Here is a 25,587-nt window from a genome sequence, read left to right as displayed (position 1 = left end):
CTCAGCCCCGGGCGGCGCGCGTCACCCATGGTTCTGTCACGCGTACATATTTGATGGCGCGGCGGTGGAAGGTGAACGCCATGTGGAGCGCGCCGTCGGCGGTCTGCTTGACGGTCGGGTAGGATAGCTCGCGATTGCTTTGCTCGCGCGAATTGTTGGTCATGCAATAGCCGTCGCCGGTCTCGACGTTGCGCCTGGTCCAGCTCCGTCCACCGTCGGCCGAGACCGCCAGCGTCATCGGTGCCCGCGGCGCGCCCCAGAATGCGGTGCGTCCGTTCGCCGTGCTGGCGTCGGCGGCGAGAACCGGTGGCAGATCGTCCTCGATCTCGTCATACAGCGAGAGGCGGCGGCCGGTCGCATCATTGGCGCTCGAGTCGTTGAACACGAGTGCGAGATGGCCGTTCACGAGCCGCGTAAACTGGATAGATGAGTTGTTGTTGGGAAGCGCGGTCGCAATCGGCGCTGACCAGGTGCGGCCGTGATCCGCGGACCTGCTCTGATAGATGTTGTCGGCCCAGCGGCTGCGATACAGCGCGAGCAGCGAGCCGTCGTCGAGGCGCGCGATGCACATATGCACACAGCCGCGGCTGCCGGGGACGTCGACATCCCGCCAGGTCGCGCCGGCGTCCGACGAGATCTTCACCGCGCTGGTGTCCTCGTCGCCGTTCCATTTCCGGCCTGGCGTGCTGTGGCAATAGAACACGGGCAGCAGCCAGTCGCCATTGTCGAGCACGACGACCGGCTGGCGGATGAAGGTGCCGCGGCCGCGCTGCTCCGGGAACAGCGTCTCGATCGGGCCCCAGCTCTTGCCATTGTCACGCGAGAGACGGCGGCGGATCAGCGCGGTGTCCTGGTTTCCGGCGAGCTGAGCCGTCCACATCAGCCACAGCGTGCCGTCGGGAGCGGGAAACAGCACCGGGTTCTGCTCCGAACGTCCCTTGTCATCGGAGAGCTTTTCGGCCGGCGACCACTGTGTCGCGCCACGGGGGAGGCGTGAAAAGTAGATGGAGATATCCGACATGCCCTCCTGCGTGCCGCCGAACCAGACGCAGGCCAGATCGCCGCCCGCGAGCGGCATAAGATTGGCGGCGTGGTTCTGCACGCAAGGCGAGGGAATGAAGGCGTCGAACCGCTCGGGATCATCGGCCACCGGGCGGAGGACCCCATCGGCGACGATCTCCATGTCGGCGATCATGTCGAAGTCCTTTCCAACAGGGCGTTTGGTTGCGCCGCCTGCGGCGTCGCCGGGGCGGTGGGCGAGCGGCCCAGCACCAGGCGCTCGATCGCCATCACGATCAACGGCGTCACGGCGGCGACGTACATGTTGTCGATGCCGAACGGATTGCCCAGCAGGTACCAGACCGTGGTCGACACCGCCGCGCCGATCAGCCCGGCCGTGGCGCCGCGGTTGCTGGCAAACAGCGGCAGATAAAAGCCCATCATCGCCACCATCGTGATCGACAGCCGCAGTGCGCGCGTGAAGAACGACAGCTTGAGGATCTCCGGAACGAAGAAGACGAAGACCAGCGGCACGATGCCGATCAGCACCGAGAACACGCGGGTCATATTCAGCTCGCGCTCCGGCGTCGGCTTCCAGTAGGGAACGTAGAAGTCGCGCACCACGAGCGAGGCGATCGCGAGCGCCACCGTGCAGACGCTGACGAAGATCGAGGCGACGAGCGAGGTCGTCACGAAGGCCGAGGCCAGCGGCGGCATCTTCTCGAGGAACACCGGCAGGGCGTAGAGGCTGTTCATATCAGGATAGAGGAATTTCGCGGCGACCCCGATCAGTGCGAGAAGGATGCCGAGCGGCAGGCAGAACGCGGCGGCATAGAAGGTCGCCTTGCGGGCGTCGTCGGCGCTCGGCGTCGAGGAGATCGCCTGGACAATGAACTGCGTCGAAAAGATCGCGCCGACCGTGCCGAAGGTCCAGGCGAAGATGGTCGCAAAGCCGATCTTGCCGTCCCAGCTGAAATAGTGCACCGGCAGCTTGGCCCGCATCGGCGCAATCCCGCCGGTCAGCGACATCGCCACCGCAAAGATGATGAGGATGCCGACGACCTTGATGGCGCTGTGCAGGATCGTCACCCAGGCGACGCCCTTCAAGCCGCCGAACACGTAGTAGAAGGTGCTGACGACGGCGATGACGCACATCGCAACAGGCAGGCTGACATGCAGCGCCGTGGCGATCGCGGCTGCCCCGCTGACGTAATTGCCGACATTCACCAGCAGCAGGGCGTAGATCATGATCACCGATACCGTGAGCATGGTCGACTTGCCGTATTTCTACGCGATCGCGGCCGAGATGGTGTATTCGCCGGAATTGTAGAGCTTCTTCACCATCAACAGCCCGAACAGCAAGAAGCCGATCGAGGCGCCGAGCACGGCCCAGCCTGCCGCGATGCCCGACTGGAACGCCTCCTGCGCCGTGCCGACGGTCGACTTGGCCCCAACGAATTCGGACATCATCAGCACGCCGACGACGACGGCCGGCATTGCGCGCGCGCCAGTCATGAACTGGTCGCTGGTTCGGCTGCGCAGTTTCAGCGTGAGCCAGGACGTGAAGGCGATATAGGCGACGATCATCGTGACGATGAGCGTGCTCTCGCCGTTGAGGATGGCTTGCATCGTTGACGTTTCCTCTGGTGACGGACGCGGTGTTGTGGAGCCCGCTCTGGTCCAAGCAAAATGTTCGGAATGCGAACAATTGTTGTCAACGTCTATTAGACCTCTCAAGACGCCGTGCGTCAAGCGCACGGGCGCGCCGCGAGGTCGGAACGCGCGGGGCAGCGGGTGTCCGTTTCCTTCGTCCACGGCGGGAATCAAAAGGTCGAGCTATGCGGGGCGAGCCGGCGTCCGCCTGCTACAGCAATTGCTTCAACGCCCGTGCATCGGCCGGTGCCGCGCTCTTCTGGTCGTTGTCGAAATAGACATAGACGTCGCAGCCCTGCCGCTTCCACGATTTGATCCGCCGCGCCCATTGCGCGAGCGTGGCTTTGGTGTAGTGCCCGTGATAACGCCCGCTCGGCCCGTGTCCGCGCACATAGACGAAATCCGCCGTGCGCTTCCATGGTGCCGGCGCATCGTGATGGTCGGACAGGCACAGCGAGATGTTCTCGTCGGCCAGCATTCGCAGAATGCGCGGCTGATACCAGCTCGGATGACGGAATTCGAAGCTGTAACGCCGTTTTCCGGACAACAGCTTGAAGAAGGCGGCGAGGCGGTCGGCGTCCGCCTCGAATTGCGGCGGGAGCTGGAACAGGATCGGGCCGGCCTTGCGGCCCAGCCGTGAGATGCGATCTTCCAGTAGCTCGAGGCTGTTGACGGAGCGGCCCGACAGGCGCTTCCAGTGCGTGATGAATTTCGACGCCTTCCAGGCGAAGACGAAATCGCGGCCGGTCTGCTCGCGCCATCCTTTCACCGCCTCCGGCGTCGGCGTGCGGTAGAACACGCCGTTCAGCTCGGTGGTGTCGAACTGTCCGGCGTAGTAGCGCAGCTGCTCCTTCAGCGTCACGCCCTCGGGAAAGAACGGGCCTCGCCAGGAGGCGTAATGCCAGCCGGAGGTGCCGATCAGAACGCGCGCCATCTTTTACGTGCCATTCGTTGCAATTTGCCGGAAGGGAACGTCCGTGCGGCCGATACGTTGCTCTTGATCAACGCAGGACCGGAACCGATGTACGCGCTGTTCGAAGGCAACAAGCAGATCGGCAGTCCCTTTCCGACCGAGAAAGAGGTGTGGGAAGCCGCCTTGATCGAGGGATTGGTGACCGACGTCCCGGTCGCCGACGAGGAAGGCGGCCGGATTCTGCCGGCCGGCTATCACGTCAAGCGGGTGGACGAGGTTTGCGAGCCGCGGCCGGATTGGAAGCTGCCGCGCGAGATTTCCTGAACGGGCCTAGAGCGAGATGGCTTCAGGTTGAATCACTTGAAGCGCCGCCGGCTCCGTAAACCTCTCCCGCTTGCGGGAGAGGCGTAGGCTGCCTTCGGCGGCCGTCATCTCAAAAGACGCCGAGGCAGAGCCTCGGCTACGGCGAAGCGCCGGGTGAGGGCTGTTTCCTCATCGGAAGTGCCCCATTGGGGAGACACCCTCTCCCCAGCCCTCTCCCGCAAGCGGGAGAGGGAGAAACTCAATCTCATTGCGCTCTAGTTCGACGCCAGCGCCGTCTTGGCGACCTCGGCCATCCAGCTCGATGCGACCGGGAGGATCGCGTCGTTGAAATCATAGCGCGGGCCGTGCAGCTCCGCGCCGTCGCGCAAGTCCCCATTGCCGATCCAGACGAAGGCGCCCGGCCGCTGCTGGAGGTAGAACGCAAAATCCTCACCGGCCATGCTGGGCGCGAGGTCGCGCCGCACCGGAGCCTGCACCTTCTCTGCGGCGATGCGGGCGAGGCCCGCTTCCGCCGACGTGTTGATCACCACGCCGACACCCATGACGATCTCGGGCGTGACCTTGACGCCAAAGCTGGTCGCAATCCCGGCGCAGCTGCGCTCGATCCCGTCGAGGATGGTGTCCTTGACCGCGTCGCGGTGGTATCGCAGCGTGCCGCGGATCGTGACGCGTCCGGCGATCTGGTTCGGCGCGGTGCCGCCTTCGATCGTGCACAGCGAGAGCACGGCGGTGTCGAGCGGATCGACGCCGCGCGCCACGATCGATTGCAGCGCCACGATCAAATGGCCGGCCGCCATCACTGGATCGCGCGTCAGATGCGGCATGCCGGCATGCCCGGCATGGCCCTCGATGGTGATGGTGATGCGCCCGCCGGAGGCCATGACGACGCCGTCATGGACCGCGATGCTGCCGGCGGCAAGGCCCGGCCAGTTGTGAAAGCCGAACACCCGTTCCATCGGAAAGCGGTCGAACAGCCCGGCCGCGACCATCGCGCGGGAGCCGCCAAAGCCTTCCTCGGCCGGCTGGAAGATGAAATCGACCGTGCCGTTCCAATCGGTGTCGGCGGCGAGCAGCGCCGCCGCACCGAGCAGCGAGGCGGTGTGTCCGTCATGGCCGCAGGCATGCATCACGCCAGGCGTTGTCGAGGCGTAGGGCAGGCCGGTGTCCTCGGTGATCGGCAACGCATCCATGTCGGCGCGCAGGCCGACGCGCCTCTGCGCATGCCCGCGCATCAAGGTCGCGACGATGCCGTGCCCGCCGATGCCTGAGACGAAGGGAATGCCGAGCTCGGTGAGCCGGTCCTGCACGAAAGCGGCGGTGGCCTTCTCCTGGAGGGACAATTCGGGATGCGCATGCAGGTGCTGGCGCCACGCGGTCAGTTTCTGGTGCAGCTCGGGTGTCAAGGTAGAGGCTCTTGGGTGATGTCGGTTGCGGCTATCATATCGAAGTCTGCGACCTGTGCATCCAGCAGACGAGAATAGCACGCGTGCAGCAACAATCAGTCTGATGACGGCCGATGAGCCCAATCTTGCCGCGGCCCCACTTACCTCTCCCGCCTGCGGGAGAGGTCGGCGCGTAACGCCGGGTGAGGGTTCTTTCCGCCTAGGAGATTGTCCCGTTGCGGAGATCCCCTCTCCCCAACCCTCTCCCGCAAGCGGGAGAGGGAGCGCACCTCGTTCGCGGCCACGATTGAACCCTACCCCGTCAGCTTCGCCAGCCCGTTCCAGTCAAAACCGATGCCGTGGCCGGGCCGGTCCGGCGCCAGCGCCATGCCGTCCTTCAGCACCAGCGGATGCTCGATATATTTGTCCAGCCCGAAACCATGCGCCTCCAGATAGGAGCGGTTCGGACAGGCCGCGAGCAGATGCACGGTGATGTCGTGCGCACCGTGGCTGGTGACGGGCAGGTTGAAGGCCTCCGCCAGCCGCGCGATCTTCATGAACGCACTCACGCCGCCGCAATTGGTGACGTCGGGTTCGGGATAGGACACCGCGCCACTGGCGATGTAGTTCTTGAACTCCCACAGCGAACGCAGATTCTCGCCGGCCGCGATCGGCACGCCACCGGCCTGCATGATCCGTGCGTGGCCTGCGACGTCATCGGGAATGATCGGCTCCTCGAGCCAGGTGAGGTCGTAGGGAACGAAAGCACGCGCGGCACGGATGGCCTCCTCGATCGTCCATTTCATGTTGGCATCAGCCATCAGCGGAAAACCGTCGCCGAGATGCTGCCGCATCGCGGAAACGCGTGCGACGTCGGATTTCAGGTCGGGCCGGCCGACCTTCATCTTGATGGCGCGAAATCCCTTGGCGAGATTGCCGTCGGTCTGCTTGAGCAGCGCGTCGACGGACAGATCGAGGTCGATGCCGCCGGCATAGCACGGCACGGCCGCGTCGAAACCGCCGAGCAGGCGGAACAGCGGCAGCTTGGCGCGCCGCGCCTTCAGGTCCCACAGCGCGATGTCGAGCGCGGAGAGCGCCAGCACCACCGGCCCGCCGCGGCCGCCATAATGCAGCGCCCACCAGAGGTGATGCCAGATCGCTTCGGTGTCGTCGGCCTCGCGTCCCTCGATCAGTACGGGGATCTCGCGCTTGAGGATGTCGGCGACGGCGCCGCCATTGCGCCCGACGGTGTAGGTGTAGCCGACGCCCTCGGCGCCGTCGGCATCACGGATGCGGCAGGTGATCAGCTCGAACGCGGCGATCTCGCCATGGGTGGAGTCGGAGAGCGTGATGGGGAGGGGGATCCGGTAGAGTCCGGTCTCGGTCGTTGCGATGCGCGCCATGGTTCCTTCCTGCGTTTTCTTTGCAGGCTAGGACGGTGCGCACCGGCGGGCAAGCGCGCACCGTGCAGGGCGGGTCACCGCATCGTCGCGAGCTGAAGCGCGAGCGCGCAGGCGCGGTCATATTCGTCGAGATTGATCCATTCGTCGATCGTGTGCGCCTCGTTCTGCCCGGCGCCGAAGGTCACGGTCGGAATGCCGTGGCGGACCATCCAGTTGGCATCGAGGCCGCCATTGGCGGCGCGGACGTTCGGAGTTCCACCTACGGCAGAGACCGCCGCGATCGCGCGTTTGACCACGGGCAGGCTCTCCTTCATGCGGAACGGATAATAGTCGGTCTGCGCCTTGAACTTGACCTTGCCGGATTTGCCTTGCGCGTTGGTGACTTTCTTGGCGGCCTTCTCGAACGCGGCCTTGTAGGCCTTGGTGATCTCCTTGAAGAACTTCCCGTCATGGCTGCGGCATTCGCCGCGCACATGCACGTAGTCGGTGACGACATTAGTGGCATCGCCCGCCGGGCGGCCCTCGCCGCCGGTGACGGGACCGACATTGCTGGTGCCTTGCTGCTTGCCCTTCACCACCTTGCCGAACCAGCCGCCCGCCTTCACCTCGGCGAGCGCGAGCGCCATGATCATGGTCGCGGAGATGCCGCGCTCCGGCGCCACGCCGGCATGCGAGGCGCGGCCGAAGATCTCGACGGTCCAGCGGTCGGCGCCGACCGCGCCGATGACGACGTTGGAGGCCGAGCCGCCGTCATAGTTGAAGGCCATCATCGGCGCGCCGAGCTCGTCGAGCTTGACGTGGCGCGCGCCATAGAGCCCGCTCTCCTCGCGCACGCAGAACAAGAGCGTGATCGGCGGATGATCGAGCTTCTGCTTTTCGAGCTCCGCGGCCAGCGTCACCAGCACGCCGCAGCCGCAGCGATTGTCGCCGCCGAGCGCGGTCTTGGCCTCGTTGACGATCTTGCGCCCCGATTTCTTAGGTCTCGCGCCGGCGCAGAGCGGCACGGTGTCCATGTGGGTCATGAACATGATGCGCGGCTGGTTGTGCAGCGCGCCGCGGCCGGGCAGGTCGACGATGAGGTTGCCGGTCTCGGTCGGCACGGGAATGCGCGTGTTGGCATCGTCGAGCCGGATCGCCTTCGCCGGCACGCCGCTCTCCTTCAGCGCGGCCGTGAGCTCTCGCCCGATCGCCGCCTCTTGTCCCGTCACGCCCTCGACGGAGAGGAAGCGCATGAGGCGGTCGGTGGCGGCTTTGGTGTCGACGGGCATGAGTGATTCCTTTGGCGAGCGGGGCGCGTCATCCTAGAGCATGATCCGGAGAAGTGTGCAGCGGTTTTCCGAAAAGATCATGCTCAAACAAATAACCTAAAGCTGCGATGACGATTCATTCTGATCTCATCGCGCTTTATGGACTTGGCGAGGTGTAAGCCAAGAAGATCAGCACGCCGAATGCCAGCATGGCAGCCATGAACAGCAGCACCGCCGGCAGCCCGGCGAGTGCCGCCACCGCACCGGTGACCGACTGCATCAAGGCCGCGCCGAGAAAGAACGCGAGGTTCACGGCCGCGAGCGCCTTGCCCGCGGTTTGCGCATCGACCAGCTGCCGGGACATGCCGAACAGCAGCGGCTGCGCGGAGGTCGCAAGGCCAATGAGCACGAACAGCACGAGGTCGTATTGCGGCGGCATCATCGGCATGCCGAACAGCACGGAGACCGCGTAATGCGGCGCCCCCAACGCCATCAGCGCCAGGAGCAGCGCCCCGACCATATGCGAGGCCGCCACCAGCGCGCGGCGGCGGCCCAGCCTGCGGTCGATCATGCCGATGCAGAGAGGACCGGCGATCATCGCCAGAGTGAACGCGCCGAGCTGGTTGCCGGCCTCGACCCGCGACAGGTCCTTGACCTGCATCAGCCACGGCCCGCCCCACAGGCCGCGCAGCACCAGCGAGCTCGCGAGCGACACCAGCGCCAGCGCGATCAGGCCGCGCAAGGGCCGTGACAGTCCGAGCCGGAGCACCTCGATCATCTGCGATAGCGGCGAGGAATCGTCCTTGTGCTCGGCCGCCTGGTGCGGCACCAGCGCGAACACGGCGAGCGCCACCGCGATGCCGCCAGCTGCGGAGATCCAGAACCCGGCGCGCCAGCCCCAAGTGTCGACCACGAAGGCGAGCGGGCTCGACGACAGCAGCATGCCGATATTGCCGATCGAGAGGATCGCGCCCGACCATAGCCCGAAGCGGCCGGCCGACAATTGCTTGGCGGCAAGAGTCATCGGGCACATCAGCATGCCCGAGGTGGCAACGCCGAGCAGCACCTGCCCGACCGCAAAGCTCGCAGGCCCGGTCGCAAACCCCGACGCGATGGCGCCGATCACGGTTCCCGCGAGCAGGCTGAGCGCCACCGGCCGCACACCGAAGCGATCCATCGCCGCGCCGACCGGAATCTGTGCCGCGGCAAAGGCGAAGGGATAGACCGAGGTGAGGCTGGCCAGCGCCTGCGGCTCGATATGGAAATCCGCCGCCATCAGGTCGAGGCTGACCGCCGGAATGGTGCGCAGCAGGGTCGAGAGCATGTGCCCGCAGGCCAGCGCAAGCAGCGCAAAGATCAGCGCGCGGGTGCCATCTCCCGCGTCTTTCGTGGCAGCGGTCGTCATGGGCGTCCCGTCCCGAGAAGATTTCGGATCGGCGTACATGATCGCGGGGCGGGCGCCAATGGCGGCAGCGGGACCCCCTCATTCCGGAATGTGGCTTCTCTGGATCACCGCGCGAATGACCACGTGCAGGCAGCCGGCCATCAGCATGACGCTTGCCGAGTGCCGGCCGTCACGACGGCGCGCTTGGCAGGCGTTCAGGCCTCGGACGGTTGTGAACCAGGACGGCCGCCAAGACGTTATGCTCGGGAAAACGTGGTATCCTGCCAAGCGGGAGGCGCCTCGATCTGCGGCGGCAGCGGCAATGTCCTCGTCCGAGAGTCCAAGTCAGACGACCAGTGACGCGGCCCGCCGAGAGCGGAGAAGGAGCAATTCCTTACTGCTGGTCCTCGCCGTTGGATTTCTTGTTTTTGGCGCCGCAGCGGGTGCACTCTATTATGCGTTGCGGCCGGACGTTCTCAGGATCGCCGTTGGACCGCCGGGCAGCGACGACTACAAAGTCATTCAGGCGATGGCCGATGCCTTCGGCAGCGAAAGCCGAACGATCAGGCTGGCTCCGATCAAAACCGAAGGGGCGGTGGAGTCTCTCGCCCTGCTTGGGGCCGGCAAGGCGGACCTTGCCGTCGGCCGGGGCGATCTGGAAATGCCCGCCGCGGCGCAGACCGTCGCCGTCTTGCGCAAGAACTTCGTTGTGCTGTGGGCGCCGTCTGGGCTTGCCGGCAAGAGTTCGAAAAGAAAGAGCCCGCCGAAAATCAAGGAGGTCGCCGATCTCGCAGGGCGCCGTGTCGGCGTGATCGGGCGGACCGCGGCGAACGCCGCGTTGCTGCGCGTCATCCTGAGCGCCGCCGGAGTGCAGGCGGACAAGGTCGCGGTGACGCACTTTGGCACTGAACAGATCCAGGAGCTGGCGCGCGATCGCACCCTCGATGCATTCATGGCGGTCGGGCCGCTCGACAGCAAAATTACAGCGGACGCCGTCGTCGCAACGGCGCGGGCACGCGGCGAGCCGAAGTTTCTCGCCATCGAGACATCGGAAGCGATCGCCCTGAAGCATCCCCGCTATGAATCCGAGGAGATTCCGCCCAGCGTCTTCAATGCGGATCCAGCTTGGCCGGATGACAAAGTCGAGACGGTCAGCGTCAGCCATCTCATCGTGGCGAGAAAGACCTTGTCCGAAACGACGGTCGCCGCCTTTTTCCGGCAGCTCTTTGCCGTTCGCCAGACGATCGCGCGGCTGGCCCCCGGCGCTGCACACATCACCAAGCCGGACCTCGAGAAGGACACCGAGCTGCAGGTCCATCGGGGAGCGGCGGCCGTCATTGACGGCAATGAACGCACCTTCCTCGACCGGTATGGCGATTACTTCTGGTTCGGGCTCCTGCTTCTCTCCGGAATCGGCTCGGCCGGCGCCTGGTTGCGCCGCTATTTGAACCGCGACGAAAGGGAGGACAACACCAGCCATCGCAAGAGAATCCTGGCCATGGTGTCCAGCGCGCGGACCGCGGAATCCAATCAGGAACTTCTGGCCCTGCAGCGTGAGGCCGACGCCATCATCGCTGAAACGCTCGAGTGCTACGATGACGGCGCTATCGAGGGAGAGGAGCTGGCGGCATTTGAGCTGGTGCTCGACCTCTTGAGCAACGCCATTGCCGAGAGGCGAGCCGCGTTGCAACGCGCCACCCTCGAAACCGTTCGCGGCGCGGTAGCGGGCCATGGCGTTACGCCGCGCGGATAAGGTCGGCCATCTCAACCTGTCGTAGCTGGCTCCGCGGTGCCCGCGACGGCTGCCATCGCCGCCTCGCCGTACTCATCGCCGTTCGGGACTTCGGTCGGCGGACGATAGGAACAAAAAAGACATCGTCGCTCTTACCTCGGTCAGGAGATCTACTCATGCTGTCCTCAAGACCACCACGGCCCATTCGCACAACGCTCGATCTTACGAACGCAGTGCAGGTCAAGTCCGTACGCAGGCGGCTTCGCATCTCCAATACCGATCTGGTCAGGATCGTCGACAAGATCGGCAACTCTCTAACGGCCATAGAGAAGGAAGTGGAGATCGAGAAGCTGACCGTTCAGCAGTGTAATGCCAAGGATACGCCCACGACCCTCGAATAAATTCAAGTCATCAAGTCGAAGAGGAGAATTGCGATGAACGGCCTGATTTACCTCATAGGGCTCGTCGTTGTGATCGCGGCCATTCTTTCGTCTTTGGCTTGCGATCACCGTCTCGGTCCTGCAGGCTGACGCACTGGCGATCCGGTGACGTCATTCGCAATTTCGCGTGCAGAAAATGGATGATCCGCACCAGGTGAATACCATCATCGCCACGACGGTTTGCGCGTTCTTCAAGGGACATCCTGACGTCCAAATCGGAACCGAAGAAGCCAAGCTGCTGGCCAAGCAGATCACTGAAGCGCTGAACGAGGCTGGGCTGCAGATTGCTGCCGTCAATGAGATCACGCCGCGCTAGCGCGGACATCAATCCGCCTAAAGTCCCGATGAATCCGCCGAAGCGCCTACGAGGCAGACGCCGCCGCAAGCGGATAAGCCGCGGCGCGGGCGGCCCGTGATAGGACCGTATCGGGAGAATGATCCCCTCCGGTAATCCTGGATCGCTCAAGCTCGCTTTGGTTGTTTATTCGTGGTACGCGTTGACGACCGCGCGCTGATCTTCTGTTGCCGAAGCAGGCTTCAGTTATGCGAGGGAGGCGAGAATGACGGGTACGGCCAGGCGCCGCTCTGGATGCACGCTCTCCGCACGCCTCCTGCTTGGAGTGGGCATATTGCTCACTGGCGTGCTTCCGGATCATGCGGAGGAGGCGCTAAACTCGCGTGGCGAGGCGCTCTACCGCACGCGCTGCGCATCGTGCCACGAGGGTGGTGTGGCACGCGCGCCTGACGCCAACGCGCTGCGGCAATTCAGGCCTGAGCGGATGAGCTTTGCCTTGATGTTCGGCATGATGAGCCAGCAGGGGCGCGACCTGAGCCAACGCGAAATTCAGGCCATCGTTCGCTATCTCGTCGGGACAGCGCCGGAGCAGCAGCAACCACTGCCGGATTCCACGTGCGGTGAGCGGGGCCCCGCGCTGGCGGACGCTTCGTTGCCGCGCTGGAACGGCTGGGGCGTCGACATCGCTCAACACCGGTTTCAACCCGCTGCCATGGCCCAGCTTTCGCCGGACGATGTTCCGCGCCTGAAGCTCAAATGGGCGTTCGGCTTTCCCGGCGATACCAGAGCCTACGCGCAGCCGACGGTTTGGGGCGGCCGGGTCTTCGTGGGCAGTGCAGGGGGCAAGGTCTATGCGCTGGATGCCAGACTTGGCTGCCAGCGCTGGGTGTTCGACGCCGGCTTCGGCGTACGCACCGCGATCACCATCGGCGAGGATGAGCGGGGAACGACCGCCTATTTCGGCGATCAACGCGGTGAAACTTATGCGCTCGATGCCGAGAGCGGAAAGCTGCTGTGGAGGCAACGTGTCGATACGCATGCGGGGGCCGTCATTACGGGCGCGCCGACATTGGCCAATAATGTGCTTTATGCGCCAGTCTCCTCCGTCGAAGAGGTATTGGCGATCGACCCACGCTATTCTTGCTGCACCTTCCGCGGTCTGATCGCCGCGCTCGACGCCAGGACCGGCGAGGTGCTGTGGCGCGGCTATGTCAGCCCGCCGGCCCAGCCAATCCGCCTCAACGAGATCGGTGTCCAACTCTTCGGACCCTCTGGCGGCGCGATCTGGTCGTCGCCGACCGTCGACCTCAAGACAAGTCGGATCTATGCGACGACGGGCGACAGTTATCTGGACCCGGCCTCCACGACCTCCGACGCGTTTGTGGCCTTCGATCTGGGCACCGGACGGCTCGCCTGGTCGCGGCAGCTGACCGAGGGTGATGCCTACAACATCGCGTGCAGCAGCCAGTATCGCGCTAACTGCCCCGGCACCAAGGGTCCCGATTTCGATTTCGGCTCCTCTCCGATGCTGGTCGATCTACCTGACGGACGTCGTGCGCTCATTGCCGGCCAGAAATCCGGCATGGTGTACGCGCTCGATCCGGACCGCGATGGAGCCATCATCTGGCAGCGCCGGGTGGGGCTCGGCAGCACGCTCGGCGGCGTGCAATGGGGCTCGGCTGCGGATGATGCGAACGTCTATGTCGCGGTGTCGGATGTCGGCATGAAGCCCGTGCCTCCGGCCGCCGCCGGCGCGCAGAAATCGGTCTTCGGGATACCCATGAAGCTCGATCCAAATCAGGGCGGCGGGCTGTATGCGATGAACCAGGCGACGGGCGAGATCGTCTGGCACGCGGCACATCCGGGCTGCGGAGATCGGCCGGGATGCAGCCCTGCGCAGTCGGCTGCGGTAACCGCCATTCCTGGTGTGGTATTCTCCGGCGGACTGGACGGCCACCTGCGGGCCTATGCCGCCAAGAGCGGCGAGATCATCTGGGACGTCGACACCATGCGGGACTATGCGACCGTAAACGGCGTGTCGGCGCATGGCGGCTCGCTCGATGGACCGGGACCGGTGATCGCCGGAGGCATCCTCTACGTCAACTCGGGCTACACAAATTATGGTACCGCGCCCGGCAACGTGCTGCTCGCCTTCTCCGTGGACGGACAGTAGGGGGAGTTTTCGCGCAACGCGGCTGGAATTCACGAGAAAGTCCGCTGTGCGCCGTAAGCAGAGCGAAGCGGACACGATTTATGATGGGCCGTAGCTCCGTTCGAACGTATCGACGTTCGTGGTCACGGCGCGCCACCAATTCACCGGTTTCAGCTTCGCCGGCTCGCCCTCCCTGGACGCGCGCAGCGCCTGGTCTGCGACCACGAACCAGGCGGTCTCCATCTTTCCGTGACGCAGCAGTCCGGTATAGGAGACGGCCCGGTCGCCCGTCGCAGACGAGCCTACCGCGACAAAGGCGATGCAATTGCCCCTGTGAAACCCGGTGACCGGCACCGCTTGCCCGTAAAAGCCGCTGTCTTCGAGCGCGGTCTCGAAATTCCCCGCGATGCGGCCGTTCGCATCATCAGTGATGCGCAAGATGGAGCCGAATTGATTTCGCCAATTGCCGACCCAAGCCACATCGGATCCCATGTCGGTTCTCCTACGCTCGTCCATTCGGCGCCGCGCGCAGCCGGCGCAATCGATGCAGCTCCTTTGCTGCGTCCTTCATCAGGCCGTCCGCGGCCTTGCGTTCCGCACCGACGATGAAGCCCGCTGCGAAAGCCTGGGCGCGGCGGTGCGCAGGCGGCGCCGTCAATGCGGCCTCCGTCGCCAGCTCGCGATGCGCCATGAAGTCGTTCAGCGATCCCAGCGCGGATTGAATCTGCTTCAGCCGGTCGGACAGGGCTGCGAGCTCGTTCTGGTCGCCATCGCTGTAGAGGCTCTCGAAGAAATCCACGGCGTAACGAATCTTCTTGATCTTGATCCGCAGCTTGTGACGCTGCATCGGATCGAGATCGTTCAGTCGATTGCCCTGCTTGCGCGCCTTCCGGATGCGCCGATCGAGAATCTCCGCAGCGTAGGCGGCGATCGCGCCATCGTCATCGGTGTGAGGCCGTCCGCCTTCGATCCACTCGATCACGTCGATCAGCAGGCGGCGGTAACGCCCCGACATCACCGCCTCGCGTGCGCGCTCGAATGCCGCCTGTCGTTGCCCGGAGAACCTCTTGCGGATCGCGCGGGCGCCGCGTCGCGGCACGTCCTGCTCGGTGATCGGCCGGATGCTCTCGTTCAGGAACACGTCGATTTCACGCGCAGGCGCCAGTTCGCCCGTGAGCCATTTCAGCTCGGCCTTGATCCGCGCAGTGCTCGCGCGCGGCAAGATATCGGCGAACAGCGAGATGGCCGCCCGCAGGCGCCGCAGGCCGACGCGCATCTGATGGACTCCTTCGGCGTCCATGTCACGCACCGGATCGGCATTCGCCGTGACGTGACGCAGCGTCGAATGCGCGATGATCCGGAAGGCCTCGCGCGGCGACAGCCCAGCCTTCAGCGCGATCGGCTCGGCGCGTTGCGCGCCGCCGCCACTGCCCGCGACGAGCAGATAACCTCGCTCGGCCTTCGAGCGCAGATCGAGCTCTGCCCCAGTTCTGCGCTCGACATCGCGGGCAAGGCGGAACAGGTCTGCAACATGGCCGGACTTCAGTTCCAGCTCCAGCTCGGCAACCGGCCGCGAATGGCGTCCGGCGCTGATGCGACCGCGGTCGACCGCAAGTTCAATCTGGCTCTTCCTGACGCGTCGCGCCTGCGCCATGCGATGAATGTCGGTCCGGAAGACCGGCTTTAGCTTGCGAGGGAGCTTTCGGGTCGCAAGGTCCTGGAGCGGCGTATGCCTCGTCTTGCTCAGGTCGGGGTTTGCACCGGAAACCTCGTGCTCCCATTCGCCCCGCGTCACGCTGCCCGCGCCGCCGGCTTTCACGGTCTGCACGTAGCGGCCCTCGATCTTGCGGACGCGCAACGTCACGCCATGGCGTTTGAGCTTATGCTTGGTCGTATCGTAGTAGGTCGACGCGAGCGACTGTTCGCACTGGTCGCCGCGCCGCCCGCTCAAACGGCCCTTCCGCAACACTGACGACAAGTTTCGCGGCGCAACGCGGAATTTCAGTTCCGTTTCGGAGGTCATGGCGAATTCTTCCATTTGTCGAATTCAAAGCGATGCCAGTGCGGGAAGTTCCGACGCCGCGATGCAATGGCTCACAGACGGACCGTATGGGAACATATGGACCGTTGATGGATCATTGAGTTGTCGAATTCCTGAAAATCGCTACCGCCCCTCCGTGGGCTAGCCCGACTTCAGCTCGGCCAGCAGCTTCCTTGTCTCGCCGAGCAACTCCCGGATCGCCCGCTGCTCCGCGAGTCCGTCTTGCGCGAACGCGCCATGCTTCCGCGCATTCTGATTTCCCCTCGGTGCGCCTGATCTCCGTGCGCCGCCGTGCATGCGGCAACGGGCCTTGCCTTGCCTCGCCGGCGCGCGGCAGACGGTACCGCTGCGCGTCCGTGCGCCGCAGCGTGGGCTCGACTGCATGGCATCTGTATTGCGGATGTGATCGCGGCTCATGCGCTGGCGCCGTTCTCTGCATTCGCAGTCTTATCCGTCGCGCTCGCCTCCGCCACGATCACGTTCGCGTGCTGCGTGACGTTGCCCACGATTGCGCTGCCGCCGTCCTGCACCGACACATTCTGCACCGTGATGGCGCGCTCGCCATTGCTGCGGTGGCGGCTGAGGGCCTCGATCTGGGCTGCAAAAGTGCGAGCCAGCCGGGTCAATGCGCGGGTGACGCCTTCCTGCTGCTGCAGATGGTCGGTGAAGGCGAGGCGGCAGGCGGAGCGCATCGCCGCGACGTGGACGGACACCATCTGCGCCACCAGCATGGCCTCGACCGAATCCCTGGGTGCGATGCTCTTCATCATCGAGATCATGAAGGCGAGGTTGGCCTCATTTGGCTTCTGCTCGATCACGCTGGCCTTGAGCAATTGTTGGAGGATGCCGTGCAGCGCGTCGCGATCGACGGCGCCGAGCGCCTCAGCCAGCAGCCGCTCGCCGGCTTGCGGGTCGGGATGTTGGATCTCCAGGCGCCGCCGGGTGAGCTTGATCCGGGGCGTGGGTCTGCTGCAATCCGTTGCCGCGATCGGTAACGTGCTGGTGCGATGGGGAGTTGACGTCATGTCCTAAGGTCCTTTGCGGGCGCGAGCGCTTGCGGCGCGAAGCCGGTCGCGCGCGTGCCGCGCGGTGATTGCAATTTTCAGATGTCGATGAAGGACTTACGCGCAACCAGCTCGCGGCGTGCAGGGCTGAAATGGCCTGGGCGCTCACGGCTGTTGCGATCATGCCATTATGCCGGTGTTTTGCCCGACGTGTCAATTCGAATTCGCAATACCAGAAATTCGCCTTGTCCTGCCCAAGTCCTTGTTTCGACAACGGTCGGCTACTGTGCATGGGGTTGTTTTCGCATTTTTTGTTGCGGAGCTGCTCTTTCGTGCCGCGCGGCGGAATGCCGACGCGCAAACGCGATTGCGAATTCCGGCGCCGCCGCTCATCATCGACCTTCGAATGCGTCGCACCAACAAGCATGCACAAGCGGCGCGATGAGGTCTGGGGAGGGAACGAATGCAACGAACGCTTCGCCTGTTGGCGATTGTCGCCGGATTGTGCGTCACGACACAGGCGCTCGCGCAGAAATATCCGGCGCGCCCGGTCAAGATCATGGTCGGCTTCAGCGCCGGCGGCCCGGTCGACGTTGTCGCGCGCATCATCGGCGATCGCTTAAGCAACAAGCTCGGCCAGCCCTTCGTGGTCGAGAACCGCGCCGGCGCCAATGGCATGATCGCCGCCGAAGGCGTCGCGCGTGCGGAAGGCGACGGCTACACCATTCTCGCCTGCAACTCGTCCACCATCACGCTCAACAGGACGCTGTTCAAAGATATCCGCTACGATCCGGAGAAGGATTTCGCGCCGCTCACGACCGTGGTCTCGGCGCCGCTGGTGCTCGTGGTCAATCCGGAGAATCCCAAGACCGCCGGCATCAAGACCGTCGCCGATCTCGTCGCCGCCGCGAAGGCCGCCCCCGGCGCGCTCGCTTACGGTTCGGGCGGCAACGGCAATCTCGCCCATCTCGCCATGGAGCTGCTCAGCCAGAAGGCCGGCATCAAGATGATCCACGTGCCTTATCGCGGCGGTTCGGCATCCGAGGTCGGCCTGCTCGCGCAAGAGGTGCTGGCGGTGTTCGATCCGCTCTCTGCCGTGCCGCTGGTCAAGGCCGGCAAGCTGCGCGCGCTTGCGGTGTCCTCAGCCGAGCGGCTGCCGGCGCTGCCTGATGTGCCGACCGTCGCGGAAGCCGGCTATCCCGGCTTCGACATCTCGTTCTGGGTCGGCTTCTTCATGCCGAAGGCGACACCGGCACCGATCCTGGAGACGCTGCACCGGGAGATCGTCACCGCTGCCAAGGATCCGGCGGTTGAAGAGAAGCTCGGCTCGCAGGGCGTGGTCAGCGTGCTCAGCCCGACTGAGTATGCCGCCAAGATCGCGAAGGAAACGAAGGAGCTTGCCGAAGTCGTTGCCGCCGCGATCAAGGCGGAGTAGGAAAGTCTGGCTTTGCTCGAAATAGCCGTCATCGCGACGCGCCTATTCGCCACCGGCTCTTCTTAACCTCTCCCGCTTGCGGGAGAGGTCGGCGCGTAGCGCCGTGTGAGGGCTCTTTCCTCTTGGGGATTGTCCCGTTGTGGAGACACCCTCTCCCCAACCCTCTCCCGCAAGCGGGAGAGGGAGCGCACCTCGTTCGCGGCTGCCTTCGAAGCTCGCGATAAGCCGGTGTAAGCGACGCGCCTATTCGCCGCCGGCCAGTCGCTGTAGCCGATCAAGCAGCGGGCGTTGTCCTGCATTGATCCTCTCCTGCGCCTCTTTGAGCGTGAACCATTCGGCACGATCGACCTCCGGGAAGGTCTGCCGTTTGCCGCTGCGGGGCGGCCATTCGATCTCGAAGGTGTTGCTGCGAAGGCTGCTCGTATCGATGTCGAGCTCGGCAGCAAACGCGGTGACGAGCTTGCCGCCGCGCTGCTTGACCTCTCCAAGCGCGATCAGCGGCACGGACAGCTCAAGCCCAAGCTCTTCGGCAAACTCCCGCCGCGCGGCGATTTCCCCATCTTCTTCGTCCGCATATTCGCCCTTCGGGATCGACCATGCGCCGAGATCCTTGTTGCGCCAGAACGGCCCTCCAGGATGAACGAGGAGAACCTCGAGCCTGCGGCGCTTCCGATAGGCGATGATCCCGGCACTCTTCAATGGCATCGCAAGTTCCGTGCAGACACAGGGTCCATCCCCCTGTCCGGGAAAGTGGAACGGAGCGTTTTAGCGCTCGCGCGGCTCCAAAACTAGCCGGAAGGCCGTTCGCGCGATGCGAAGCGGATGGCGCGGGCCTTCGCACTGTTGCCGGCCGCGCGTGCTGCAATCATGCTGCGCGCCTTGCCGTGCGCCGAAGTGTTCTTCCGGAGCATGGTTGCGAATCGCTTGCGGGCGCGGCTCGCCATCAGTCGCGCGGCAAGCTGTTCGGCTTTGCGGATGATGGTCGTGACCGATGGCGTCAGGTTGACCGGAACCCAGGCGACATCCCTGGCTTTCGAGAGGCTGCCGATGCCTTCGCACGGCGCCTCGCGCGGCAAGTCGATCCGGATCGCGAGCGCTTCCGCGCGCTCGGTCCAGTCCTCGGCCTTGGTGCCGGTGATGATGCGAACATAGTCGCGCGTCTCGCGCGGCAGCTCGCTCTCCTTGGCAAGCCACTTCTGGATGCGGCCGGGACCTGCATTGTAGGCGGCTGCGGCGAGGCCGAGATTGCCGAAATCGTCACGGAGCTTGCGTAGGAATTTTGCCGATGCCGGCAGCGCCTTCATGGGATCGAAGGGATCATCGAGTCCGACCTCGGCGGCGGTCTCCGGCATGAATTGCGCGACGCCCTGCGCGCCGGCGTGGCTGACTTCGTTCGACTTGAAGCGGCTCTCCTGCCAGATCAGGCGCGCGAAGAACGGCACCGGAATGCCGCTGGCCTCGGCGGCTTCGCGAAGCGCGTGGCAGAATCGGTCTGTCGGTGAAACCGGACCCTCGGCGACGGTTTCGGCCGCGCGCGGCGGCTCGCTATTCTCCTCAAGGGCCGCGTGTGCATTGGCGAGCTCGACGGCCTGCACGCTGGCGAGGAAGAGTTCGACCACCGGAACAAGTGGCGAGGCATGATTGTTCTGGAGAGTAGTGGTGTCGAATGCTGATGTTTGCCGGGACGCCGGCGGATCGAGGTCGCACATCAAAATCATGAACGCGGCGCAAGCCGCGACGACAAATCGCATTTGCTGGGGCAACCTCGAACTGTGGGATGAACGGCCAGCGATGCGCCGGCGATAAGGAATTCTTAACCGCGCGATTGCGGCAAAGCTGCGGTCTCATGGGTTCCGTCGGTGTTACTACGGTGTTTCCAAAGAGAAACTCTCCGCGGTTTTGCGGATCACTTTGCGAATTGGGACGAGCCATCATGATGCGATGGATGCTTGGTGCGGTGATGTCGCTCTGGATCTTCTGCCCGGCACTCGCGGGCAATCTCGACGCAGTGGCGGTGAATGATGCTGCGCGTCCCGAAAAGCAGCCGGCGACCGATAAGCTCAACGCTTCGGTGACGAAGCTTCAGATCCTGCTCGATCGTGCGCAATTCTCGCCCGGCCAGATCGACGGCAAGTTCGGCGAGAACGCGCAGAAGGCGATGAAGGCGTTCGCCGAGCAGAACGGGATCGCCTTCGACAAGACGATTGCCCCGGAACTGTGGGACCAGCTGAACGCAGCGAGCGAAGGTCCCGTCGTCGTCGACTACACGATCACCGACGCAGACGTGAAGGGGCCGTTCCTCAAGAGGCTGCCGGCCAAGCTCGACGAGATGAAGTCACTGGAGGCGCTGAGCTACACCAGTCCGCTCGAAGGGCTCGCGGAAAAATTCCACATGAGCGAGGAGCTATTGAAGACGCTCAATCCAAGGAAGGCTTTCGACAAATCCGGCGAGACGATCGTCGTGGCCAACGTTCCGGCGCAACGGGAGCTTCCGCGCATTGCGCGGGTCGAGATCGACAAGACGCGAGCGACGTTGAAGGCGTTCGACGGCTCCGGTCGTCTCATCGCGTTCTACCCGGCGACAATCGGCAGTCCGGATCGTCCGACACCGATGGGGACGCTGAAGGTGACCGGCACCCACGAGCAGCCGACCTATCACTACAATCCCGAGTACAAGTTCAAGAGTGTCAAATCCAAAAGGCCGTTCGACATCAAGCCGGGGCCGAACAATCCGGTGGGTTCGTACTGGATCGGACTGTCGGCGCAGGGCTACGGCATTCATGGAACGGCAGAGCCCGACAGGGTCAGCAAGTCCGCGTCTCACGGCTGCATCAGGCTCACCAATTGGGATGCGCGTGTGCTCGGCGAGAACGTGAAGCGCGGCACACCCGTCGTCTTCCTCGATGCGCCGACGGATACGTCCTCGAGGCAGCAGGGCAAGACGGCCGGCAGCCGCGCCTCGAATTAGTCTTTCGGAAAATCCTTGCGCATCGCGATCTCGGCGGCATCGCCGGGCGACAGCACGGTCTGGTCGAAGGCCGGTTGCGGCTTCGTCATGATGTCGTAGAGCGAAATGCCTTTGATCGGCTTGCCCATCAGCTCGCGGACACAGTCGGCGAGCGTGCCGTTGTAGACGAGATAGGGCGGGCCTCGGTCCTTCTGCCTCTGCCCCTTCAGCGACGGCCACTTCTTCAGTTCGGCCGGCGCGTCATAGGCGATCGGCGATCCCTCTTCGAACATGCGCTTGGCTCCGGCGGCTTGGACTGCCGGAAATCCTAGAGCCGCTGGGTAAATACGCGTTAAAGAATTAGTTCAAATCAGCTCGCAATGAAGGCGAGCAGGGTGCCGTTGGCCTTGGCCGGCGGCACGCAGATCGCAGCTCCGCTGCGCACAGCGACTGATCCCAGCGCCTTCTCGGTTGCCGCGAGATCGCCGCTGATGAGCACCAGCGCCGCGCCGCCGCGCTCTGAGAGGCCCGCGAGCGGCACGCCGGGATAGCGTTTGCCGAGCTGGTCCAGCGTCAGATAGACGAAGTCGGCACGGTCGCCGCCGGAGGGCACGGTGACCGCGCCGTCGGCAGCCGTTTTCGGCTCGCGGTCGATCAGCCGGCCGAGATGCGCGGCCTCGTTCGCAGGCTCAGGCGTTGCGATCAGCGTCTGCTTGATCCGCCTGGTCGCATTGGCGTGCTTCATCAATTCGGGAATCCACACCGTCTCGCGAGTCTTGTGCTGGCAGGCGAAGATACGCACGCCGCCGGGCGCTTCCGCGGTCGGCCACATGAAGGTACGGAATCTCGCCGCCGAGACCGTGCCATCAGGCAGCGTCACCGGCCGTTCGAAATCGGTCGGGCCGATCGGCGCCAGGCCGCGTGCGCGGATCTCCTCGGCGCCGGCGGCGGAATCGATTGCGGTGAAGGCGATGCGCTCGATGCCTTCGCCGTGCTTGTCGAGAAAGGCGCGCGCCGGGGCATTGAGCTCGGTCGCAGCGAGCACGCCGAGCAGCTCCATGTAGTCGGGGTCGAACATGATGGTGTAGTTGCCGGTGCCCATATGGACGCTGTGGGTGCCGCGCGGGGAGACGGTGAAGCCGAGCTGCCGGTAATTCTCGGCAGCCTGGTCGAGATCCTTCACCATGACCACGGCGTGGTCGATACCGATGACGTTCTTGAGAGCCACTGTTCTTTCCCCGCGCATGCAACTGACTTTGGCCGCGGCGGCGGCCACGGCTCCTGTCTACGCCGGATAGACGGTCGAGTCATTTTCAATTCGGTGGGAGATGCGGGAATTTCATTCCGCGAAATGCCGTGCCGACGCGGGACGGCATCAATGCGCCTGCTCGACATAGGCGGCGAGAATGGCGCGCTCCTCGCTGGTCATCTCGGTGACATTGCCCGGCGGCATCGCATTGGACCAGGCCGCGACACGCCCGATCAGGCGGATGTTGCGATGGATGTGCTCGGGCGCGTCAAGCAATATGCCTTTCGGCGCAGTGACGATGCCGGCCCAGACCGGCTCGGCCGCGTGGCACATGCTGCAGCGGGACATCACGATCTCCTCGACATTGGCGAGCGTCGGCTGTGCCGGCAGCGCGCCGGTCTTGACGTCGCGCGGTCCGGCGGCGGAGAGGAAGAGGATCGCGATCACGCCGATTGCTGCGACGCCCCACACCCACCACGGCGATTTGCGCCCCGCATGCCGCGCGTTGAAGAAATGGCGGATCACGGGGCCGAGCGCCAGGATGATCGCGACGATGATCCAGTTGAAGCGCGTGGCGTAGAGCAGGGGATAGTGGTTGCTGATCATCAGCACGACCACGGGCAAGGTCAGATAGTTGTTGTGGACCGAGCGTTCCTTGCTGGCCTTGCCGAGCTTCGGGTCGGGCGCCTGTCCCGCGATCAGGCTGGCCACGATCTTCTTCTGGTTCGGGATGATCAGCGCGAAGACGTTGGCGACCATGATGGTGCCGATGATCGCCCCGATCTGGTTGAAGGCGCCACGACCGCTCAGCACATGGGTGAAGGCGTAGGTCAGCGCGACCAGGAACAAATAGCCGCCGATAGCGAAGGGCAGCTCGCGCTGCGCAAGCCCAGAGCGGCACGCGGCCTCATAAAGCAGCCATGCCAGAGCGAGGCTAAAGAAGCTGAACAGGCCGGCCTGGAATGGCGTGAGGTCGAGGATCGCCTTGTCGACCAGAAATAAATCGGCCTCGAGATAATACACCACCACCATCAGCGCGAAGCCGGACAGCCAGGTGGTGTAGGCCTCCCATTTGAACCAGGTCAGCTCGTCCGGCATCTGGCTCGGTGCGACCAGATATTTCATGATCCGGTAGAAGCCGCCGCCGTGGACCTGCCAGGCCTCGCCCTGCACGCCATCAGGCAGGTCGCTTTTGGGCCTGAGGCTGAGATCGAGGGCGATGAAATAGAATGAACTGCCGATCCAGGCGATCGCGGCAACCACGTGCAGCCAGCGCAGCAGCAGGCTCGTCCATTCCGATATGACGGATCCCCACATGATCACCCCATCAGCCGCGACACCAATGCCGCAGCTTTGAACAACCGCCGGTCGCGCCCCGCCAATGTGTCGCACCGATCAGCCGCATTTTCCAGTACGATGGGCCGCGGCTGATGCCCATCGTACGGGCATGAGCTGACGTGGAATTCGGCAGGCGCATGACCTGCCGCAGAACGGTTGCGGGTTGTCGCATATTGACGTTTGAGACGTGCAGGCCGGGAGGGAGACGTGAAGAACAGACTATGGTTCGTTGCGCTGTCCGCGGGATTGCTGGTCGCGGCTGCGACCAGCGCACGAGGTGAGCCGGTGCTGCAGGGCAAGGACGCCTATGGCGACTGGCGGGCCGACAGGCCTGGCACGGTCAGGTTGATCCGGCCACAGGATCTGGTCAGGCCCGGCGCGACGCGGTCGGTTGCAAGCTCCGCGCGCGTGGTGCCGCGTCCGCCCGAGGCTGCGCTCCAGGTGCCGACTGGATTCAAGATCGAGCTGTTCGCCGAAGGCTTGCGCACGCCACGCGTCGTGCGGATCGCGCCGAATGGCGATGTCTTTGTCGCGGAGACGCGGGCCGGCAACATCCGCGTGCTGCGCGCGGGCGATGGCGGCAAGGTGACCAACGAGGTGTTTGCCAGCGGACTGAGGCAGCCGTTCGGCATCGCCTTTTTTCCGAACGGCGACAACCCGCAATGGGTCTATGTCGCCAACACCGACAGCGTCGTTCGCTTTCCCTACCAGGCCGGCGATCTCAAGGCACGCGGCAAGGCGGAAACGATCGTGGCAAGCCTGCCGCATGATGGCGGCCATTCCACCCGCGACATCGTGTTCACGCCGGACAACAAGCGCATGCTGGTGTCGGTCGGCTCGCTCAGCAACGTCGCAGAGGGCATGGGCACGCCGCCGGGCGGGATGGAGGCGTGGTCAAAAGCGCAGCCGCTTGGCGCGGCCTGGGCCAGCGAGACCGAGCGCGCCGCCGTGCTGGTGTTCAATTCTGACGGCAAGGAGCGGAAGATCTACGCCACCGGACTCCGCAACTGCGTCGGCCTCGCGATCCAGCCGCAGACCGGTCTGCCCTGGTGCTCGACCAACGAGCGCGACGGCCTCGGCGACGATCTGGTGCCCGACTACGTGACCAGCGTGAAGGAGGGCGGTTTCTACGGCTGGCCCTGGTTCTACATCGGAGGCAACGAAGACCCGCGCCACGCCGGCTCGCGGCCGGACCTCAAGGACAAGGTGACGGTGCCGGATGTGCTGATCCAGCCGCACTCGGCCTCGCTCGGCATGACCTTCTACCAGGGCACGCAGTTTCCGCCCGAGTACCAGGGCGACGCCTTCGCCGCCCAGCATGGCTCCTGGAACAGATCAAAGCGCACCGGCTACAAGGTGATCCGCATCAAGATGAAGGACGGCAAGCCGACCGGGGAGTACGAGGATTTCGTCACGGGGTTCGTGGTGAGCGACACCGAGGTGTGGGGACGGCCGGTCGGAGTGACCGTGGCGAAGGATGGATCGCTGCTGGTATCGGAGGACGGCAATGGCACGATCTGGCGGGTGACGCGCGTGCCGCAATGACACTGCACCCTCCCCTGGAGGGGGAGGGTCGGTCGCGCGCAGCGCGAGCGGGGTGGGGTGATCTCTCCACTCGGGCAGAGTTCGATGCGGAGAGACCGTCACCC

At 64.6% G+C, this 25,587-nt stretch carries 23 protein-coding genes and 1 pseudogene; 8 read left to right on the top strand and 16 right to left on the bottom strand.

Features of this window, described 5'->3' with window-relative positions:
* Position 1 precedes the first annotated feature (1 nt).
* The 3 genes and pseudogenes from ACNJX8_RS29705 to ACNJX8_RS29695 all read right to left on the bottom strand — a co-directional run bounded on the left by ACNJX8_RS29705 (position 2) and on the right by ACNJX8_RS29695 (position 3,586).
* Positions 2-1,195, bottom strand: a complete 1,194-nt coding sequence (locus tag ACNJX8_RS29705) for a sialidase family protein (RefSeq protein WP_439357655.1) — start codon at positions 1,193-1,195, stop codon at positions 2-4.
* A pseudogene (locus ACNJX8_RS29700) lies at positions 1,192-2,514 on the bottom strand (sodium:solute symporter family protein). The gene ACNJX8_RS29705 and the pseudogene ACNJX8_RS29700 overlap by 4 nt, the downstream one beginning before the upstream one ends.
* Positions 2,515-2,863: 349 nt before the next feature.
* On the bottom strand, positions 2,864-3,586 hold the full coding sequence (locus tag ACNJX8_RS29695) for a DUF72 domain-containing protein (protein WP_128944033.1): 723 nt from the start codon (positions 3,584-3,586) through the stop codon (positions 2,864-2,866).
* Between the two features lie 87 nt (positions 3,587-3,673).
* Between ACNJX8_RS29695 and ACNJX8_RS29690 the strand changes: the two genes are divergently transcribed.
* Positions 3,674-3,889, top strand: a complete 216-nt coding sequence (locus tag ACNJX8_RS29690) for a hypothetical protein (RefSeq protein ID WP_128935272.1) — start codon at positions 3,674-3,676, stop codon at positions 3,887-3,889.
* Between the two features lie 254 nt (positions 3,890-4,143).
* On the opposite strand, the gene ACNJX8_RS29685 is transcribed toward ACNJX8_RS29690, so the two are convergent.
* The 4 genes from ACNJX8_RS29685 to ACNJX8_RS29670 form a co-directional block, all read right to left on the bottom strand.
* Positions 4,144-5,292, bottom strand: a complete 1,149-nt coding sequence (locus ACNJX8_RS29685) for an amidohydrolase (protein ID WP_439357654.1) — start codon at positions 5,290-5,292, stop codon at positions 4,144-4,146.
* A gap of 293 nt (positions 5,293-5,585) precedes the next feature.
* Entirely contained in the window at positions 5,586-6,674 is a 1,089-nt protein-coding gene (locus ACNJX8_RS29680; RefSeq protein WP_439357653.1) for a mandelate racemase/muconate lactonizing enzyme family protein, read from the bottom strand.
* A gap of 74 nt (positions 6,675-6,748) precedes the next feature.
* The gene (locus tag ACNJX8_RS29675; RefSeq protein ID WP_439357652.1) at positions 6,749-7,942 is read right to left on the bottom strand and encodes a M20/M25/M40 family metallo-hydrolase; all 1,194 of its coding nucleotides are present in this window, start codon (positions 7,940-7,942) and stop codon (positions 6,749-6,751) included.
* Positions 7,943-8,078: 136 nt separating this feature from the next.
* A complete protein-coding gene (locus tag ACNJX8_RS29670; RefSeq protein WP_128935268.1) occupies positions 8,079-9,326 on the bottom strand; it encodes an MFS transporter in 1,248 nt (415 codons plus the stop codon).
* A gap of 301 nt (positions 9,327-9,627) precedes the next feature.
* Between ACNJX8_RS29670 and ACNJX8_RS29665 the strand changes: the two genes are divergently transcribed.
* From ACNJX8_RS29665 to ACNJX8_RS29650, 4 genes are all read left to right on the top strand, one after another.
* Positions 9,628-11,058, top strand: a complete 1,431-nt coding sequence (locus ACNJX8_RS29665; protein ID WP_439357651.1) for a TAXI family TRAP transporter solute-binding subunit — start codon at positions 9,628-9,630, stop codon at positions 11,056-11,058.
* 155 nt (positions 11,059-11,213) lie between these two features.
* Positions 11,214-11,438, top strand: a complete 225-nt coding sequence (locus ACNJX8_RS29660) for a DUF3606 domain-containing protein (protein WP_128935266.1) — start codon at positions 11,214-11,216, stop codon at positions 11,436-11,438.
* Positions 11,439-11,613: 175 nt separating this feature from the next.
* Complete coding sequence (locus tag ACNJX8_RS29655) at positions 11,614-11,793, top strand: hypothetical protein (RefSeq protein WP_091893701.1); 180 nt, start codon at positions 11,614-11,616, stop codon at positions 11,791-11,793.
* A gap of 244 nt (positions 11,794-12,037) precedes the next feature.
* Positions 12,038-13,945 (top strand): outer membrane protein assembly factor BamB family protein, encoded by a 1,908-nt coding sequence (locus ACNJX8_RS29650; protein ID WP_439357650.1) that lies wholly within the window; start codon positions 12,038-12,040, stop codon positions 13,943-13,945.
* 78 nt (positions 13,946-14,023) lie between these two features.
* Here the strand turns inward: ACNJX8_RS29650 and ACNJX8_RS29645 are convergent, their stop codons facing one another.
* The 4 genes from ACNJX8_RS29645 to ACNJX8_RS29630 form a co-directional block, all read right to left on the bottom strand.
* On the bottom strand, positions 14,024-14,416 hold the full coding sequence (locus tag ACNJX8_RS29645; protein WP_249760361.1) for an avidin/streptavidin family protein: 393 nt from the start codon (positions 14,414-14,416) through the stop codon (positions 14,024-14,026).
* A gap of 10 nt (positions 14,417-14,426) precedes the next feature.
* Positions 14,427-15,947, bottom strand: a complete 1,521-nt coding sequence (locus ACNJX8_RS29640) for a CYTH and CHAD domain-containing protein (protein WP_439357649.1) — start codon at positions 15,945-15,947, stop codon at positions 14,427-14,429.
* A gap of 159 nt (positions 15,948-16,106) precedes the next feature.
* Positions 16,107-16,349 (bottom strand): HGGxSTG domain-containing protein, encoded by a 243-nt coding sequence (locus ACNJX8_RS29635; RefSeq protein WP_276339323.1) that lies wholly within the window; start codon positions 16,347-16,349, stop codon positions 16,107-16,109.
* 29 nt (positions 16,350-16,378) lie between these two features.
* Positions 16,379-16,990: a hypothetical protein gene (locus ACNJX8_RS29630; protein WP_439357648.1), complete on the bottom strand. Its 612-nt coding sequence runs from the start codon at positions 16,988-16,990 to the stop codon at positions 16,379-16,381.
* A gap of 442 nt (positions 16,991-17,432) precedes the next feature.
* Between ACNJX8_RS29630 and ACNJX8_RS29625 the strand changes: the two genes are divergently transcribed.
* Positions 17,433-18,404, top strand: a complete 972-nt coding sequence (locus tag ACNJX8_RS29625; RefSeq protein WP_439357647.1) for a Bug family tripartite tricarboxylate transporter substrate binding protein — start codon at positions 17,433-17,435, stop codon at positions 18,402-18,404.
* A 243-nt stretch (positions 18,405-18,647) separates the two neighbouring features.
* Here the strand turns inward: ACNJX8_RS29625 and ACNJX8_RS29620 are convergent, their stop codons facing one another.
* Complete coding sequence (locus ACNJX8_RS29620) at positions 18,648-19,109, bottom strand: NUDIX domain-containing protein (RefSeq protein WP_128939594.1); 462 nt, start codon at positions 19,107-19,109, stop codon at positions 18,648-18,650.
* Between the two features lie 83 nt (positions 19,110-19,192).
* Positions 19,193-20,155 (bottom strand): lytic transglycosylase domain-containing protein, encoded by a 963-nt coding sequence (locus tag ACNJX8_RS29615; protein ID WP_439357646.1) that lies wholly within the window; start codon positions 20,153-20,155, stop codon positions 19,193-19,195.
* 182 nt (positions 20,156-20,337) lie between these two features.
* On the opposite strand from ACNJX8_RS29615, the gene ACNJX8_RS29610 reads away from it, so the two are divergent.
* Positions 20,338-21,372 carry a L,D-transpeptidase family protein gene (locus ACNJX8_RS29610; RefSeq protein ID WP_128939596.1) on the top strand — a complete coding sequence of 345 codons (1,035 nt, stop codon included), beginning with the start codon at positions 20,338-20,340 and terminating at the stop codon, positions 21,370-21,372.
* On the opposite strand, the gene ACNJX8_RS29605 is transcribed toward ACNJX8_RS29610, so the two are convergent.
* From ACNJX8_RS29605 to ACNJX8_RS29595, 3 genes are all read right to left on the bottom strand, one after another.
* On the bottom strand, positions 21,369-21,644 hold the full coding sequence (locus ACNJX8_RS29605; RefSeq protein ID WP_439357645.1) for a hypothetical protein: 276 nt from the start codon (positions 21,642-21,644) through the stop codon (positions 21,369-21,371). The two genes, ACNJX8_RS29610 and ACNJX8_RS29605, sit on opposite strands and share 4 nt — an antisense overlap.
* 77 nt (positions 21,645-21,721) lie before the next feature.
* A complete protein-coding gene (locus ACNJX8_RS29600) occupies positions 21,722-22,579 on the bottom strand; it encodes a VOC family protein (protein ID WP_439357644.1) in 858 nt (285 codons plus the stop codon).
* A gap of 147 nt (positions 22,580-22,726) precedes the next feature.
* Positions 22,727-23,917 carry a urate hydroxylase PuuD gene (locus tag ACNJX8_RS29595; RefSeq protein ID WP_439357643.1) on the bottom strand — a complete coding sequence of 397 codons (1,191 nt, stop codon included), beginning with the start codon at positions 23,915-23,917 and terminating at the stop codon, positions 22,727-22,729.
* A gap of 228 nt (positions 23,918-24,145) precedes the next feature.
* Here ACNJX8_RS29595 and ACNJX8_RS29590 point away from each other — a divergent pair, with 228 nt between their 5' ends.
* Positions 24,146-25,483: a PQQ-dependent sugar dehydrogenase gene (locus ACNJX8_RS29590; protein ID WP_439357642.1), complete on the top strand. Its 1,338-nt coding sequence runs from the start codon at positions 24,146-24,148 to the stop codon at positions 25,481-25,483.
* Positions 25,484-25,587 lie beyond the last annotated feature (104 nt).

Origin of the sequence: Bradyrhizobium sp. SPXBL-04 (assembly GCF_051853035.1) — a bacterium.
Lineage (GTDB): Bacteria > Pseudomonadota > Alphaproteobacteria > Rhizobiales > Xanthobacteraceae > Bradyrhizobium > Bradyrhizobium zhanjiangense.
Note: the sequence above shows the minus strand (reverse complement) of the source record. Positions and strands in the feature narration are given on the sequence as shown.

What these genes read in the sequence shown, in the direction of transcription:
- ACNJX8_RS29705 (WP_439357655.1), bottom strand. Translation starts at nt 1,195, where the DNA reads ATGATCGCCGACATGGAGATCGTCGCCGATGGGGTCCTCCGCCCGGTG.
- ACNJX8_RS29695 (WP_128944033.1), bottom strand. Translation starts at nt 3,586, where the DNA reads ATGGCGCGCGTTCTGATCGGCACCTCCGGCTGGCATTACGCCTCCTGG.
- ACNJX8_RS29690 (WP_128935272.1), top strand. Translation starts at nt 3,674, where the DNA reads ATGTACGCGCTGTTCGAAGGCAACAAGCAGATCGGCAGTCCCTTTCCG.
- ACNJX8_RS29680 (WP_439357653.1), bottom strand. Translation starts at nt 6,674, where the DNA reads ATGGCGCGCATCGCAACGACCGAGACCGGACTCTACCGGATCCCCCTC.
- ACNJX8_RS29675 (WP_439357652.1), bottom strand. Translation starts at nt 7,942, where the DNA reads ATGCCCGTCGACACCAAAGCCGCCACCGACCGCCTCATGCGCTTCCTC.
- ACNJX8_RS29670 (WP_128935268.1), bottom strand. Translation starts at nt 9,326, where the DNA reads ATGACGACCGCTGCCACGAAAGACGCGGGAGATGGCACCCGCGCGCTG.
- ACNJX8_RS29665 (WP_439357651.1), top strand. Translation starts at nt 9,628, where the DNA reads ATGTCCTCGTCCGAGAGTCCAAGTCAGACGACCAGTGACGCGGCCCGC.
- ACNJX8_RS29660 (WP_128935266.1), top strand. Translation starts at nt 11,214, where the DNA reads ATGCTGTCCTCAAGACCACCACGGCCCATTCGCACAACGCTCGATCTT.
- ACNJX8_RS29655 (WP_091893701.1), top strand. Translation starts at nt 11,614, where the DNA reads ATGGATGATCCGCACCAGGTGAATACCATCATCGCCACGACGGTTTGC.
- ACNJX8_RS29650 (WP_439357650.1), top strand. Translation starts at nt 12,038, where the DNA reads ATGACGGGTACGGCCAGGCGCCGCTCTGGATGCACGCTCTCCGCACGC.
- ACNJX8_RS29645 (WP_249760361.1), bottom strand. Translation starts at nt 14,416, where the DNA reads ATGGGATCCGATGTGGCTTGGGTCGGCAATTGGCGAAATCAATTCGGC.
- ACNJX8_RS29640 (WP_439357649.1), bottom strand. Translation starts at nt 15,947, where the DNA reads ATGACCTCCGAAACGGAACTGAAATTCCGCGTTGCGCCGCGAAACTTG.
- ACNJX8_RS29635 (WP_276339323.1), bottom strand. Translation starts at nt 16,349, where the DNA reads ATGCAGTCGAGCCCACGCTGCGGCGCACGGACGCGCAGCGGTACCGTC.
- ACNJX8_RS29630 (WP_439357648.1), bottom strand. Translation starts at nt 16,990, where the DNA reads ATGACGTCAACTCCCCATCGCACCAGCACGTTACCGATCGCGGCAACG.
- ACNJX8_RS29625 (WP_439357647.1), top strand. Translation starts at nt 17,433, where the DNA reads ATGCAACGAACGCTTCGCCTGTTGGCGATTGTCGCCGGATTGTGCGTC.
- ACNJX8_RS29620 (WP_128939594.1), bottom strand. Translation starts at nt 19,109, where the DNA reads ATGCCATTGAAGAGTGCCGGGATCATCGCCTATCGGAAGCGCCGCAGG.
- ACNJX8_RS29615 (WP_439357646.1), bottom strand. Translation starts at nt 20,155, where the DNA reads ATGCGATTTGTCGTCGCGGCTTGCGCCGCGTTCATGATTTTGATGTGC.
- ACNJX8_RS29610 (WP_128939596.1), top strand. Translation starts at nt 20,338, where the DNA reads ATGATGCGATGGATGCTTGGTGCGGTGATGTCGCTCTGGATCTTCTGC.
- ACNJX8_RS29605 (WP_439357645.1), bottom strand. Translation starts at nt 21,644, where the DNA reads ATGTTCGAAGAGGGATCGCCGATCGCCTATGACGCGCCGGCCGAACTG.
- ACNJX8_RS29595 (WP_439357643.1), bottom strand. Translation starts at nt 23,917, where the DNA reads ATGTGGGGATCCGTCATATCGGAATGGACGAGCCTGCTGCTGCGCTGG.